17 protein-coding genes are annotated in these 13735 nt (G+C 65.5%); 7 read left to right on the top strand and 10 right to left on the bottom strand.

What is annotated here, in order from left to right; all coding sequences use genetic code 11:
* Nucleotides 1-40: 40 nt before the first annotated feature.
* Entirely contained in the window at nucleotides 41-946 is a 906-nt protein-coding gene (gene rsmI, locus RCH14_RS09290; RefSeq protein WP_343025842.1) for a 16S rRNA (cytidine(1402)-2'-O)-methyltransferase, read from the bottom strand.
* An 11-nt stretch (nucleotides 947-957) separates the two neighbouring features.
* Between rsmI and RCH14_RS09285 the strand changes: the two genes are divergently transcribed.
* The 5 genes from RCH14_RS09285 to RCH14_RS09265 all read left to right on the top strand — a co-directional run bounded on the left by RCH14_RS09285 (nucleotide 958) and on the right by RCH14_RS09265 (nucleotide 4536).
* Nucleotides 958-2283: a penicillin-binding protein activator gene (locus RCH14_RS09285; protein ID WP_343025841.1), complete on the top strand. Its 1326-nt coding sequence runs from the start codon at nucleotides 958-960 to the stop codon at nucleotides 2281-2283.
* Nucleotide 2284: 1 nt separating this feature from the next.
* Complete coding sequence (locus RCH14_RS09280) at nucleotides 2285-2644, top strand: YraN family protein (RefSeq protein ID WP_343025840.1); 360 nt, start codon at nucleotides 2285-2287, stop codon at nucleotides 2642-2644.
* 56 nt (nucleotides 2645-2700) lie between these two features.
* The gene (locus tag RCH14_RS09275) at nucleotides 2701-3297 is read left to right on the top strand and encodes a phosphoheptose isomerase (RefSeq protein WP_183555000.1); all 597 of its coding nucleotides are present in this window, start codon (nucleotides 2701-2703) and stop codon (nucleotides 3295-3297) included.
* On the top strand, nucleotides 3290-3937 hold the full coding sequence (locus RCH14_RS09270) for a BON domain-containing protein (RefSeq protein ID WP_343025839.1): 648 nt from the start codon (nucleotides 3290-3292) through the stop codon (nucleotides 3935-3937). Before RCH14_RS09275 ends, RCH14_RS09270 begins: the two co-directional genes overlap by 8 nt.
* 80 nt (nucleotides 3938-4017) lie before the next feature.
* A complete protein-coding gene (locus RCH14_RS09265; protein WP_343025838.1) occupies nucleotides 4018-4536 on the top strand; it encodes a TlpA disulfide reductase family protein in 519 nt (172 codons plus the stop codon).
* Nucleotides 4537-4540: 4 nt separating this feature from the next.
* On the opposite strand, the gene RCH14_RS09260 is transcribed toward RCH14_RS09265, so the two are convergent.
* From RCH14_RS09260 to RCH14_RS09220, 9 genes are all read right to left on the bottom strand, one after another.
* Nucleotides 4541-4963 carry a PaaI family thioesterase gene (locus tag RCH14_RS09260; RefSeq protein WP_343025837.1) on the bottom strand — a complete coding sequence of 141 codons (423 nt, stop codon included), beginning with the start codon at nucleotides 4961-4963 and terminating at the stop codon, nucleotides 4541-4543.
* 57 nt (nucleotides 4964-5020) lie between these two features.
* Complete coding sequence (locus RCH14_RS09255; protein ID WP_343025836.1) at nucleotides 5021-7027, bottom strand: helicase-related protein; 2007 nt, start codon at nucleotides 7025-7027, stop codon at nucleotides 5021-5023.
* Nucleotides 7028-7149: 122 nt separating this feature from the next.
* Complete coding sequence (gene lipA / locus RCH14_RS09250) at nucleotides 7150-8142, bottom strand: lipoyl synthase (RefSeq protein ID WP_343025835.1); 993 nt, start codon at nucleotides 8140-8142, stop codon at nucleotides 7150-7152.
* Between the two features lie 13 nt (nucleotides 8143-8155).
* Nucleotides 8156-8845, bottom strand: coding sequence for a lipoyl(octanoyl) transferase LipB (gene lipB / locus RCH14_RS09245; protein WP_343025834.1), 690 nt, complete (start codon nucleotides 8843-8845; stop codon nucleotides 8156-8158).
* A gap of 15 nt (nucleotides 8846-8860) precedes the next feature.
* On the bottom strand, nucleotides 8861-9127 hold the full coding sequence (locus RCH14_RS09240) for a DUF493 family protein (RefSeq protein ID WP_183554968.1): 267 nt from the start codon (nucleotides 9125-9127) through the stop codon (nucleotides 8861-8863).
* An 82-nt stretch (nucleotides 9128-9209) separates the two neighbouring features.
* Nucleotides 9210-11144 (bottom strand): DUF6600 domain-containing protein, encoded by a 1935-nt coding sequence (locus tag RCH14_RS09235; RefSeq protein ID WP_343025833.1) that lies wholly within the window; start codon nucleotides 11142-11144, stop codon nucleotides 9210-9212.
* A 113-nt stretch (nucleotides 11145-11257) separates the two neighbouring features.
* Nucleotides 11258-11896: a LysE family transporter gene (locus RCH14_RS09230; RefSeq protein ID WP_343025832.1), complete on the bottom strand. Its 639-nt coding sequence runs from the start codon at nucleotides 11894-11896 to the stop codon at nucleotides 11258-11260.
* A gap of 111 nt (nucleotides 11897-12007) precedes the next feature.
* Nucleotides 12008-12295, bottom strand: coding sequence for an HU family DNA-binding protein (locus RCH14_RS09225; RefSeq protein WP_343025831.1), 288 nt, complete (start codon nucleotides 12293-12295; stop codon nucleotides 12008-12010).
* Between the two features lie 89 nt (nucleotides 12296-12384).
* Nucleotides 12385-12594, bottom strand: coding sequence for a BrnA antitoxin family protein (locus RCH14_RS09220; protein WP_343025830.1), 210 nt, complete (start codon nucleotides 12592-12594; stop codon nucleotides 12385-12387).
* Between the two features lie 50 nt (nucleotides 12595-12644).
* Between RCH14_RS09220 and RCH14_RS09215 the strand changes: the two genes are divergently transcribed.
* Complete coding sequence (locus RCH14_RS09215; RefSeq protein ID WP_343025829.1) at nucleotides 12645-12821, top strand: hypothetical protein; 177 nt, start codon at nucleotides 12645-12647, stop codon at nucleotides 12819-12821.
* Nucleotides 12800-13732 carry a DUF808 domain-containing protein gene (locus RCH14_RS09210; protein WP_343025828.1) on the top strand — a complete coding sequence of 311 codons (933 nt, stop codon included), beginning with the start codon at nucleotides 12800-12802 and terminating at the stop codon, nucleotides 13730-13732. Before RCH14_RS09215 ends, RCH14_RS09210 begins: the two co-directional genes overlap by 22 nt.
* Nucleotides 13733-13735 lie beyond the last annotated feature (3 nt).

Raw genomic sequence — 13735 nt, 5'->3', positions numbered from 1 at the left:
GGTTCGAGGTCACTTGGTCAAGGATTTCGCGTCAAAATGCTTACTCGCCCCGGATCTGCAGCGCCCGGTCATACAAGGCATTTTTCTTGCGCCCCGTGATCTGCGCCGCCAGATTGGCCGCCTGCTTCACGCTGCATTCAGTCAGCAGGATCTGCAGCACGCGCTCGGCTTCGATGTCTTCGGCGTCGCTGGCTTCCACCGCGCCCTCGACCAGCACGACGAACTCGCCCTTCTCGCGGTGCGCGTCGGCCTTGACCCAGGCCAGCGCCTCGCCCAGCGTGCAGCGGTGGATTTCCTCGAACATCTTGCTCAGTTCACGGGCAAACACGACCTGGCGGGTCGGCTCGAATGCCGCCACCAATGCTTCGACGCAATCGACGATCCGGTGCGGCGCCTCGTAGAACACGAGCGTCGACGTTTCGCGCGCCAGTGGCGCCAGCGCCGTCTCGCGGCCCTTGGCCTTGGCCGGCAGAAAGCCGACAAAGTGGAAGCGGTCATTGACCAGGCCGCTGGCCGACAGCGCCGTGATCGCCGCCGACGGGCCCGGCAACGGCACCACGTTCAGGCCGGCAGTACGGACCGCGTCAACGATGCGCGCGCCCGGATCGGACACGCCCGGGGTGCCGGCGTCGGACACCAGCGCCACGCGCTGGCCGGCGCGCAGGCGCTCGACGATCTTGTCGGCAACTTCGCGCTCATTGTGCTGGTGCGCCGCGATCGTGCTCTTGCTAAGACCAAAGCGTTGCAATAACGCGCCAGTCTTGCGCGTGTCTTCACAGGCGACGACGTCGGCCAGGGCAAGCAGGTGTAAAGCGCGCAAGGTGATGTCGGTGACGTTGCCAATCGGAGTAGCCACGACATACAGCGTTGCGGTAGGATAGGACTGCTGGGCCGCCTCGCCCATGACGGGAAGTCGGGCGATGTCGATGGTCTGCTGTTCTGTCATATAGGGTTCCGATGCTGAAGAAAAAAAATCTCACGGGCTTGATTGCCGCCTCACTCACGACACTGCTGGCCGCGTGCGGCAGTACGCCCCTGCCACCCGATACCGGTTGTGGCATGCCAGGCGGATTGTGCGGCCCAGGCGCGTCAGTGACAAGTGGTGCGCGTGCCGCACCTGCCGAATCTGCCGAATCTGCTTATACACCACCTGCGCCGCGTTCCGATAGCGGTGTTCAGACCAGTCCAGTCGAGCTGCCGCCGAGCGCCGACGGCAGCACGCCAAGTGCAGCAGTTGCACCAAGCGGCCCGACCGTCCGCATCGCGCTGCTCCTGCCGCTCGAATCGCAGGCGCTGGCCCAGCCGGCCGAAGCGGTGCGGGCCGGCTTCATGGCCGCGTACGACCAGCAGCGCGGCAGCGTTACCGTCAACCTCGTGCCCACCGGCGACTCGTCGCAAGCCGCGCTCGAGGCCTACCGCATGGCGGCCGCAGAGAACGACATCGTGGTCGGCCCGCTCGCGCGCCCTGCCGTGGCGGCCCTGGCCACGAGCGGCGCCGTCACCAAGCCGACCATTGCGCTGAACCATCCGCAGGTGGCGTCCGCGCTGCCGTCCAAGATGCTCGTCATCGGCTTTTCGCTCGAAGACGAAGCGCGCCAGGTGGCCGACTGGGCTGCTGGCGAGCAGCCATCCGGCCAGGCGCTGGTGCTGACCGGCCGCGCCACCTGGCAGCAACGTCTGTCGGGCGCCTTCAGCGCGCGCTGGTCCGAGCTGGGCCGCAGCCAGACCACGATCGAGCTGCCCAATGCGGGCGGCTATGTCGATGGCAATGCGCTGTCCGACCTGCGCGCGCGCCTGCAATCGCAGCCGCCGCAACTGGTCTATGCGGCACTCGATGCCAACAGCCTGCGTCAGGTGCGCAGCGCGCTCGGCACCTCGACGCCCACCTACGGCACGGCCTCGGTCAACCCGGGCCGCGACCCGGCCAGCATCCCGGCCGAGCTGGTCGGCGTGCGCATCCTCGACCTGCCCTGGACCGTGCAGGCCGATCACCCGTCGATGGCGAGTTACCCGAGCTGGAGCAGCGGTGGCCAGAGCCTCGACCTGCAGCGCCTGTATGCGCTGGGCATCGACGCCTACCGCATCGCGCGCGAACTGTCGCTGCGTCCGTCCGGCTCGTTCGAGCTCGACGGCGCCACCGGTCGCCTGTCGATCGACATGGGCCAAGGCGCGCGCGCGTTCCGCCGCGCCGAAACCGGCGTCGTCGTGCGTGACGCGACCCCTGGCGCCGATGGCGCCGCCGTGACCGGCCGCGTGTTCGAAGCAGTCTCCACCGGCCAGTGACATGTGGCCCGGGCGCCTGTCCCAACGGCAGGCCCAGGGCCACCAATATGAACTTGCCGCTGCCACTTTCCTGCGCCGCCACAGGCTGGCGCCGGTGGAAGAGAACTTTCGCTGCAAGGGCGGCGAAATCGACCTGATCATGCGCGACGGCGCCACGCTCGTGTTCGTCGAGGTGCGCCAGCGCGCCAGCAGCGCGCAGGGCGGCGCCGCAGCCAGCATCACGCCGGCCAAGATCCGGCGCCTGGTCTGCGCAGCCCAGGTGTACCTGCTGCGCTTTCCCGTCACACCGCCGTGCCGCTTCGACGTGATTGCCATCGATGGCGAACAGATCGAGTGGCTGCAGAACGTCATTGAAGTGTAAGCAATTTTTACCGACCTTGCCCAGTGCCCCTTGCTACTACACTATAATCCTCGGCTATGAATACACAACGCATCCTCGCTCACTTCCAGGAGAGCGCTGACCTGAAGATGAGGTCGGCTGCAACCCTGGCTCCCCACATTTCGCAAGCAGTCGAACTCATGTTCGGCGCCCTGTCCAATGGCAACAAGATCCTGGCCTGCGGTAATGGCGGTTCGGCCGCCGACTGCCAGCACTTTGCTGCCGAGCTGGTCGGGCGTTTCGAACGCGAGCGCTTCCCGCTCCCGGCCATTGCCTTGACCACCGACACGTCGATCCTGACCGCCGTCGGCAACGACTACAGCTTCCGCGAAATCTATTCCAAGCAGGTGCAGGCCTTCGGCCAGGCCGGTGACATCCTGCTGGCCATTTCCACTTCGGGCAACTCGGGCAATGTGCTCGCTGCGGTCGAAGCGGCGCTCGAGCGCGAAATGCGCATCGTGGCGTTCACAGGCAAGGACGGCGGCCAGTTGGCCAAGCTGCTGACCGACGCCGACGTCCACGTCAACGTCCCGCATTCGCGCACCGCGCGGATCCAGGAAGTTCACCTGTGCGCCATTCACTGCATCTGCGACGGTATCGACGTCGCGCTGTTCGGAGGAGACGAGAATGCGTAATACCCGCCGTTTCACGGCTGTGTTGTTGACCAAGGTTGTTCTGGGTTCGGCCCTGCTGGCATCGCTGTCGGGCTGCTTCGGCCTGATCGTCGGCGCCGGCATCGGCAGCGCCATCTCGGCGGTTGACCGCCGCACGCTGGGCGCCCAGACCGAAGACAAGTCGGTCACCGTTAAAGCCGAGATCAAGATGCGCGAGATCACGAATGGCGACGGCAACATCAACGTCACGAGCTTCAACCGCAAGGTGCTGCTCACCGGCGAAGTACGCGATGAGGCCATGAAGGCCGCGGCCGAGCGCGAATTGCGCAAGATCGAGAACGTCGTGTCGGTCATCAACGAGCTCAAGATTTCGGGTTCGTCGAGCTACACGTCGCGCTCGAACGATGCGCTCATCACCACCAAGGTCAAGGCCAGCCTGGTCGACATGAAGACCGTGTCGGCGATCTCGTTCAAGGTCACGACCGAACGCGGCGTGGTCTACCTGATGGGTCTTGTGACCCCGCGCGAAGGCAATATCGCCGCCGATGTCGCCAAGGGCGTCTCGGGCGTGACGAGCGTGGTGAAAATCTTCGAATACATCAGCGAAGAAGACGCACGCGCCAAGCAAGTCAACGCACAGAACGCACCGCAGGGTTCCTGAACCCCGGGTGCATACTCACCATGCAAAAAAGCGGCAGGGCTATAATGGCCCTGCCGCTTTTTTTTACTCGATCGCCGACCATGACCGCATCCACACCCTCCCGCTCCTGGATCAAGCCTGCCGCCATCGGCGCCGTCGTGCTGGCGCTGGCCGGCATCGGCTATGCATCACTGGCCAGCAGCACGCCGGCCCCGGACGTCACGTTCATCAGCATCGCCGGCGACAAGGTATCCACGCAGTCACTGCGCGGCAAAGTTGTGATGGTCAACTTCTGGGCCACGTCGTGCGTCACCTGCGTCAAGGAGATGCCCGACATGGTCGCGACCTACAACAAGTACAAGGACCAGGGCCTGGAATTCGTCGCCGTCGCAATGCAATACGACCGGCCCGACTACGTGCTGAACTTCGCCGAGCAGCGCAAGCTGCCATTTACCGTGACGCTCGATTCGGCGGGCGATATCGCGCGCCAGTTCGGCGACGTCACGCTCACGCCCACCACCTTCCTGATCGACAAAGAGGGCCGCATCATCAAGACGTATGTCGGCGCGCCGGACTTCAGCGCGGTGCACAAGCTGATCGAGAAAGAGCTGGCCGGCTAAGCGCCTACGCTTTCGGGTACAGGATCATCTGCGTGCAGCGAAACAGCGCGATGGTCTTGCCGCTGGCTTTGTCCGTGACGGTGGCATCCCAGATTTGCGTCGTGCGGCCCAGGTGCACGGCGGTGGCGACGCAGGCGATGGTGCCTTCGCGCGCGGTGCCCAGGTGATTCGATTTCAATTCGATCGTCGTGAAGTTCTGCGCGCCTTCCGGCAGGTTGCTGACGCAGCCGTAGCCGGCGCAGGTATCGGCCAGCGTGACGACGCTGCCGGCGTGCAGGTAGCCGTTCGGCGCCAGCAGGTGCGGCGCGACCGGCATCTCGGCGGCCAGCTTGCCTGGACTGACTTCCGTAATGCGGATGCCCAGGTGGCCGGGCAGGTAGGTCGCGCCGAAGGTGTTGAAGGCGTCGGGGGTGTGCGGCATGCTCATGGTGTTGTCTCGATGTTTTTATGAAAGCGGCATCGTACACCGAGACCATGGCCGGCGTCAGCGGCGCCGGCCTTCATGGTGCTTGCCACCCTTGCCGCCACCCTTGCCACCATGCCGCTGACGGGCCGCGGCGTTTTGCTGCTGCAGCAGCGCGTCGACCCGCTCGGACGCTTCGCGCGCCAGCTCCTGCGCCAGCGCGATGCTCGGGAAGAATTCCGGCGCCCGGTATCCCAGCCACGCGTAGGCCGAGTACACGCGGCACTGATCCTCGACCTCTTGCAGGTTCATGTAGAACAGCTGCTGCGGATTGCTGTGGCCATGCAGCTTGACGACGATCTTTTTGGCCAGCGACAGGCACCAGTGCTCCCACGCCTTCTGCAGCGCCGGCACGCGGCTCGAGATCGGCACCAGCGACAGCATGAACTTCTCGGCCACCGACAGCGGCAGCGTGTCGAGCCACTCGGCGCGCTCGTTCTGGTCTTCGGTGATGCGCGGGTAAAAGAAGCCGTCCGGCACGTCGATATTGTGGACGAACCGCTTGAGCAGCTTGACCAGCGACGTCTCGCCCGTCACCGACGAAATGCGATGCAGCTGCTCGAGCGACGGCGCCACGGCAAAGCCGCTGGTGGCCACCGCCGGGATTTTCTCTTTCATCAGCGAGCGCATGACCTGATGCGTTTCGTCGTCGTAGCCGACAACGAAGCCTTCGTCGTGCACGCCGTAGCGCCCTGCCCGGCCCGCGATCTGCTTGGCCAGCGCAGCGGAGATTTCTTCTTCCTCGACGCCGTTGTACTTGACCGTGGTCGTCATCACGATGCGGGCGATCGGCATGTTCAGCCCCATCGCCAGCGCATCGGTGCCCACCACGATATCGGCCTGCCCGTCGCGGAAGCGCTCGGCCTGCGCGCGGCGCACCTCGGGCGACAGATTGCCGTAGACGGTGGCCACCGACAGCCCCTTGTCGGTGATCATGTCGCGCCACTTGAGCACCTCGCGGCGCGAAAACGCGATCACGGCGTCGCCCCGGCGCAGGTTCGACAGCTTGCGCACGGCCATCGGTTCCATCTCCAAAGGGCCCATCCGCTTGAGCACGTGCACCTCGAGCGGCACATCGAGCCGCTCGGCCAGTGCCTCGATCGCGCGCCGCGCTTCCGGCGCGCCGACCAGGTACACGACCGCCGCCGGCGCGCCGCACACGGCGGCAGTCCAGGCGGCGCCGCGGTCGCGGTCGGCCAGCATCTGGATCTCGTCGATCACGGCCACGTCGATCGGCGTTTTGGAGTCGAGCATTTCGACGGTGCTGGCAACGTGCGTCGCGCCCTCCACCAGACGCCGTTCTTCGCCCGTGATCAGGCTGACCTTGATCGCTTCGCCGTGCGGGCGCGCGGCCTGCAGGCGCTCGTAGTTTTCCAGTGCCAGGAGGCGCAGTGGCGCCAGATAGACGCCGCTGGGGGCCTTGGCCAGCGCTTCCATCGCGCGGTGCGTCTTGCCCGAGTTGGTGGGACCCAAGAGCGCGATGAACTTGCGGCCCATGCGGCTGGCGACGTCGAACGAGCGCGGGTACTCGGCCAGGTTGATGCTCTCCTTGGTGCGCGCGGCGTGGCGCTCTTCGGCGTCGCGCTCGATCGCGTGGGTCAGGCGCTGCGAAATCCGCTGGAACACGTACTCGGCCGGCTCGGACGTCTGCAATTCGTCCAGCACATCGAGAAACAGCATCGGGTCGTAGCCGGCATCGTCGGCGTCGCCCGCCAGGTCGCGTACGAATTCCTCGGCATCCTGATGCAGGCGCGCGAGGTCGTCATCACCGATACGCTCTTCGATCAGTGCGCGCCGGGCGGCAGCGTCCAGCTTGCGCCACTTGCTCGGCTTGGCCAGCACGCCGCGCGACGGCACCAGGCGATATGGCACGTGCAGGCCTTCGTAGCGCACCGCGCCCGAGAAGCGCAGGAACACGCGGCCTTCCAGTTTGACCAGTTCGATGCCGCGCGCGGCCAGGTCAAGTGCACGCTCGAGCGCGGCGTCGTCGGTGTGGTCGGATGAAGAAGGGTCTTGGAAGTCGGTCATGGCGCAGTGCTGAAGGTCGATGGCGTCACTATATCGCGGCGGCGGCGGATGCAACGCCCGGGAGGCAGACGGCAAAAGGGACGGCAGCGCCGTCCCTTCGTGTGTACGTGCTGCGCTGGCTGTTACGCCGCCACGCCCGCGTTGTGCGCCTGCTGATCGGCGTGATACGACGAACGCACCATCGCGCCCACGGCCGCGTGCACGAAGCCCATCTCGTAGGCTTTTTGCTCGAACATCTTGAAGACGTCCGGGTGCACGTAGCGGCGCACCGGCAGGTGCGAATTGGTCGGTGCCAGGTACTGGCCGATCGTGAGCATGTCGATGTCGTGGTCGCGCATGTCCTGCATCACCTGCAGGATTTCTTCATCGGTCTCGCCCAGGCCGACCATGATGCCCGACTTGGTGACCGCGCTCGGGTACATCTTTTTAAAGTCGCGCAGCAGCACCAGCGAGTGCGTGTAGTCGGCGCCCGGACGGGCTTCCTTGTACAGGCGCGGCACGGTTTCCAGATTGTGGTTCATGACGTCGGGCAGGCCGTCGGCGAAGATGTTCAGCGCTTTGTCGAGGCGGCCACGGAAGTCGGGCACCAGCACTTCGATCTTGGTGTTCGGGCTCGAGGCGCGCGTTTTCTGGATGCACTCCACAAAATGGCCGGCGCCGCCGTCACGCAGGTCGTCGCGGTCGACCGACGTGATCACGACGTACGACAGGCGCAGCGCGGCGATGGTCTTGGCCAGGTTGGCCGGCTCGTTGAGGTCGAGCGGGTCAGGACGGCCGTGGCCGACGTCGCAGAACGGGCAGCGGCGGGTGCACTTGTCGCCCATGATCATGAACGTCGCGGTGCCCTTGCCGAAGCATTCGCCGATGTTCGGGCAGCTCGCTTCTTCGCACACCGTCACCAGGTTGTTGGCGCGCAGGATGTCCTTGATTTCGTAGAAGCGCGACGAGGCGGTGGCCGCCTTGACGCGGATCCAGTCGGGCTTTTTCAGGCGCTCGAAGTCGGCCACCGGCACGATCTTGATCGGGATGCGCGAGGTCTTGCTGGCGCCCTTCTGTTTTTCGCTGGCGTTGTAGGCGGCTGCGGAGGCGATGCCGGTATCGATTTCGGAAGTCATAGGCTCGTTGCCCTCACGGGCTGTCAGTTGGTTTGTTCGGGTCTGGCTGGACGCCCTCGGGTGCCAGCTGATCGACCAGGGCCTGGGCCAGCGCCCGCTGTACATCGTGCAGCGGCACCTCGACGCCCATCGTGCGCATATCGACTGTGACCAGTCCGGAGTAACCGCACGGATTGATCCAGGTAAACGGTGCCAGGTCCATCGCCACGTTCAGCGATACGCCATGGTAGGTGCAACCATTGCCGCGTACTTTCAGACCCAGCGCGGCGATCTTGGCGCCTTTGCGCGGACCGTCTGCGATATAGATGCCGGGTGCACCGGCAACACGCTCACCGCCAAGATTATACGCCCCCAACACATCGATCACCGCCTGTTCGATTTTTTCGACAAACTGGCGCGCGTACAGCTTGCCGCCCGGCTTGTTGCGGCGCAGGTCCATTAACAGATAGATCACGACCTGGCCGGGACCATGGAAGGTCACTTCGCCGCCACGGTCGGTCTGGATCACCGGGATGTCGTGCGGAGCCAGCACGTGCTCGCGGTCGGCGCCCAGGCCCAGCGTGAACACCGGCGGATGCTGGACGATCCACAGCTCGTCGCGCGACTCGGGCGTGCGCGCGTCGGTGAAGGCGCGCATCGCGGCGAAGGTGGGCTCGTAGTCGGCTTGGCCGAGATCGCGAATCAGGGGAGAGGTCGATGACATCGGATACGAACGCTGTTACAGGACCATCTTGACCATCGGGTGCGTCGACAGCGTGCGGTACACCTCGTCGAGCATTTCGCGGCTGGTGGCGCGGATGGTCACGGTCAGGCCCGTGTAGTTGCCCTTGGCCGACGGCCGGGTTTCCAGCTTGCTCTCGTCGAAGGTCGGATCGAGCTGGGTCACCAGCGCCACAATGGTCGGGGCGAAGTCGATGTGGCTCGCGCCCATCACCTTGATCGGAAAGTCGCTCGGGTATTCGATGAGGGAATCTTTGGGGTCCATGGCTGAAATCCTGTGCAAAAGCGCATTGTAGCCAATACCGGCGGTTTCGCCCCGGGGGTGGGCCGAAAACCGCCGGTATCGGTCAGCGCTCGTCGCGCGACACCCCGCGCGCGTCGGTGTTGGCGCGCTGGTCGTTGTTGCGCTGCGCCGGGGTGAACGCGGGCGCCGACGGCTGCGGGCGCGGCGCTGGCGGGGCCACCATCTGCGGCGGCGTGGCGGGCCGTTGCGGCGCGTTCAGCATCGGACCGGGCTCGGGCCGCTGCTGTGGGCGCGATTCTTGCCGCGATTCGGGACGCGATTCCGGCCGCGCAAACACCGGCGCATCGGTCGACATGACCGGCTGTCGCTGACTGCGTTCGGCCTGCTCGCGCATGCGCTCGCGCCCGATCCGCTCACGGTCGTTGCGCTCGACCTGGAAGCGCATGCGGTCCATCTGGTTGCGGTTCTCGAACTCGCGGCCCATGCGTTCACGCTCGCCCTGCTCGCGCAGCGCCCGTTCCTGGCCGTCCATGCGCTCGCGCGCCAGCCGCTCGCCATTATTGCGTTCGCGCGTGAGCCGTTCCTGCTCGCCGCGTTCGCGCGCCTGCTGCTCGAACTGCATGCGTTCGAGGCCGGGGCGCTCAACGCCGTTACGCTCGACGCCGTTACGCTCAACATTCGCGCGCTCGAGCAGGTCGCGCCGGTCGCGGTTCCAGCCGGCGCGCGCCACCAGTGGCGGCGGCGGCGCGCTGCCCGGCGTGCCGGGCGCCAGCTGCTCCGGACGGTTCGGACGCGGCGCACGCGGGACGATCACCGGACCACGCCCGCCAAATTGGTCGCGCGGCACGACGGTCAGGCCATTGTGGCGACCTGGCTGCTGTTGCTCGCGACGGGTGGCATGGCGCCAGTCGTTCAGGCGACGCAGACGCTCGCCCGACAACCGATAGCCCGGCTCATAGCGGTCATAAGGGCTGAGTGGATACCAGCCATGCGCCGCCAGGTTGCGCGACTGGAAGCCGACATTCCAGTTGCTGCCGCCCACCCAGCCAACCAGCGCCGGCGACCATACCGGCCGCCGCTCGAGACGCCCCGGCGCCCAGGCCCAGCGATCCCGGACCTGCACCCAGCGCCCGTAGTGGAAAGGCGCATACCCCCACGGCGCGTTGTCAACCCAGGTCCAGCCCCATGGGGCGATGAAGGTCCAGCTGCCGTCGCGGTAGGGCGTCCAGTCGGCGGCCACCTGCGGGGTCCACAGGCTGCCATAGTCCGAACTGGTGCTCCAGCTGCCGTAGCGGTCGAGTTCTTCGTAGCCGGTCATCTCGGTGCCGATATGGCGCGAAGACTGCGCTGCCACCAGAGCCTGGTCGCGCGTGAGCGACCAGTCGTCGAAGTTGTCGCGCTGCGCCTGCAGCGTGCGCACGTCCTCAATACGCACCTGGGCCGCGCGGCCGCTACGCACGGTCAGGCTGGCGCCGGCGCCATCCACCTGCGCTTGCCCATCGAGCACGCTCACGAGGCTTGTATCGCGCTCACGCTCGGCGTCCACGCGCAGGCGTCCCGGCTGCGTCAGGCGCACGGTGGCTTGCGCGGTGCGCAGCTCGAACTCGGGCACGACGTCGACGTTCATGACGCGCACGCTGACGCTGCCGTAATGCAAACGCAGGCGCAGGCTGTCGTCATCCAGTTCGGTCACCTCGAGCGAGCTGTCGCCGTCGAGCCGGATGGCGGTGGAGCCGATCCGCAGCTCGGTGCGCGCACCACGCGCGGTGGAAATCAGGTTGCGCGACGTGATCGGCCAGTTCAGTTGCGCCGGTGACGATTCGGCCCCGACGTCGCCGCCGATATCGACCTTGCCCTGCACCAGCGAGATGCGCCCGACCCGACCCGGGGCCTCGGCCAGTTGCGTCTCGTCCTGAAACTGCGCCTGCATCTGTCCCTGTTCGAGCGCGTCGGTCTGCAGCACCGTTTGCGCGGGCACGGACGTGGAAAATGCCGCCAGTACGAGCAGTGCGGCGGTCGGGGCGAAACGATGGGTCATGGTGGTGCTCCGGAGGGGAACGCAGACGGAAAAGTACCAAGGCATTACAACGCGCGCCCGCTGGCGGGGCAACGCGCCTTACAAACAGTTGCATCTGACGGCAGACCGGCGCGTCAGCCCGGCTGGCGCTTGACGAAAAACAGCATCGAGCCGATCACCACCAGCACCGCGCCGAACACGCGGTTCTGCAGTTTCATGTGGCGCGGATCGCGCATATAGCGCTGCATCGACGCGGCCAGCGCGGCGTAGCAATGCATGACGACCGAATCGATGACGACCATCGTCACGCCCAGGATCGCCAGTTGCGTGAGCAGCGGGGCGTCTTTCGAAATGAACTGGGGCAGCACCGCGACCATGAAGATGATGCCCTTCGGGTTGGTGGCGTTGGTCAGGAAGCCCGTCAGCACGCGGCGCCCGAACGGTGGATGCGCTTCCAGGCCAACGGTCGATGCGGTGGGGCCGGGCGCAGGCGCGGCGCGCCACTGGCTTACGCCCAGGTAGATCAGGTACAACGCGCCGACCACCTTGACGATCGTGAACGCGACCGAGGATGCCAGCAGGAGCGAACCAACACCGGCACCGGCGATGATCAAGACCAGCACCAGGCCCAGTTGCAGGCCCAGCACGGTGGCGCTGGCTTTCTTGAGGCCATACGCCAGACCGTGCGACATCGACAGCACCGCACCGGAACCGGGCGAAATGGCGATCAGGGAACCAGCGATGACGAAGGCGATCCAGGTGGCGAAGCTCATGGTGGCAGGTAGGGAATGGGGAACAGCGGGGAGGGTGGACGACGGGACGTCACTGCATCAGCCTCGCGCGCGACCCGCACAGGGCCGCGGCACAAGGCCGGAGGATGGTGCTTACTTCTTTTTGGTCGGGTTGACCGACGCCTTCAGGGTCGCGCCAGCCGAGAAACGCGGGCTCTTCGACGCCGCGATCTTGATCACTTCGCCGGTGGCAGGATTGCGACCCTTGCGCGCGGCGCGCTTCGTCACCGAGAAGGTGCCGAAACCGGTGATGCCGACCGTGTCGCCTTTTTTGAGGCGCTCGGTGATGATCTCGAGGATCGTGTTCACGGCCACGCCAGCGGCAGCACCGGACATCTCGGTACGCTTCGCGAATTCTGCGATCAGTTCGCCTTTTTTCATAAATCCCTCCGGGGTTAAAAGAGCGGGAAGATTAGCATAAATATTGCCAAGTGTAATGCCGCGCCAGGAGGGAAATCTGAAAGGAAGCCTTATGCGACGCCAGTTTCGCCAATCGGGCCGTTCAAACGGTTACGCAGCGCGGCGTTGATCAGGGTCTGGTATCCGGTGCCACAACGCTCGGACAGGGTGCGAAATTCATTCAGTACTTCGTCGTCGAGATAGATGGTGATGCGGGTCTTGCGCTTGGGAGGACGGACACGGCGAACGGGAGTGGCGGCCTGGATCGAATCGGTGTTCATGGGATCTCCTTCGTGATGGGGGACGAGGCTGCAGCACCGCAACCTTCAGCATGGACAATACGTACAACGCGTGCGGCGCGGACGGCAAAAGCGACGAGATGCAGATTGGCGGGGGTGAAACGCAAAAACCGGCGCTGAACCGTGTAGGTACTTTACGTCGCCTCGGTTACTATCATTGCAACTTAATTTTGAAGGAGCACGACCCATGGCTGGAGCAAGTTTACTGACCTTACTGGACGATATCGCCGCCGTCCTCGACGACGTTGCCGTGATGAGCAAGGTCGCCGCCAAGAAAACCGCTGGCGTCCTTGGCGACGATCTGGCGCTCAATGCGCAGCAAGTCACGGGCGTGCGCGCCGAACGCGAACTGCCGGTGGTCTGGGCGGTGGCCAAAGGCTCGTTCGTCAACAAGGCGATCCTGGTGCCCGCCGCGCTGGCGATCTCGGTGTTCCTGCCGTGGCTCATCACGCCGCTCCTGATGATCGGCGGCGCATTCCTGTGCTTCGAGGGCGCCGAAAAGCTCGCGCACAAATTCCTGCACAGTGCTGAAGAAGATGCGCAGCACAAGGCCGCGCACGTGGCGGCGGTGGCCAATCCCGAGGTCGACCTGGTCGCACTGGAAAAAGAAAAAATCAAGGGCGCCGTGCGCACCGACTTCATCCTGTCGGCCGAGATCATCGTGATCTCGCTGGGCACCCTGGTGGGCGTCGCGTTCGGCCAGCAGGTCGCCGTGCTGGTGACCATCGCCATCGCAATGACGATCGGCGTGTACGGCCTGGTGGCCGCCATCGTCAAGATGGATGACGCCGGTCTGCACCTGAGCAAGAGCCAGAACGGCGCCGCGCGCGGCCTGGGCAAAGGCTTGCTGGCGTTCGCGCCGCGCCTGATGAAGGTGCTGTCGGTGGTTGGTACCGCCGCCATGTTCATGGTTGGCGGCGGCATCATTGCCCACGCCATTCCTGCCGTGCACCACTTCGCGCAAACCATGGCCGCCGGCGTGGCCGACGTGCCGGCCGTCGGCGGCGTGCTGGCGTTCCTGGTCCCGACCCTGATCGATGCGCTGGTCGGCGTGATCGTGGGCGCAATCATCGTCGCTGTGGTGACGCTGGTGCAGCGCATGCGGGGCAAGAAAGGCTGACGT

It is taken from the genome of Massilia sp. MP_M2 (genome assembly GCF_039123635.1).
GTDB lineage: Bacteria > Pseudomonadota > Gammaproteobacteria > Burkholderiales > Burkholderiaceae_D > Telluria.
Note: the sequence above shows the minus strand (reverse complement) of the source record. Positions and strands in the feature narration are given on the sequence as shown.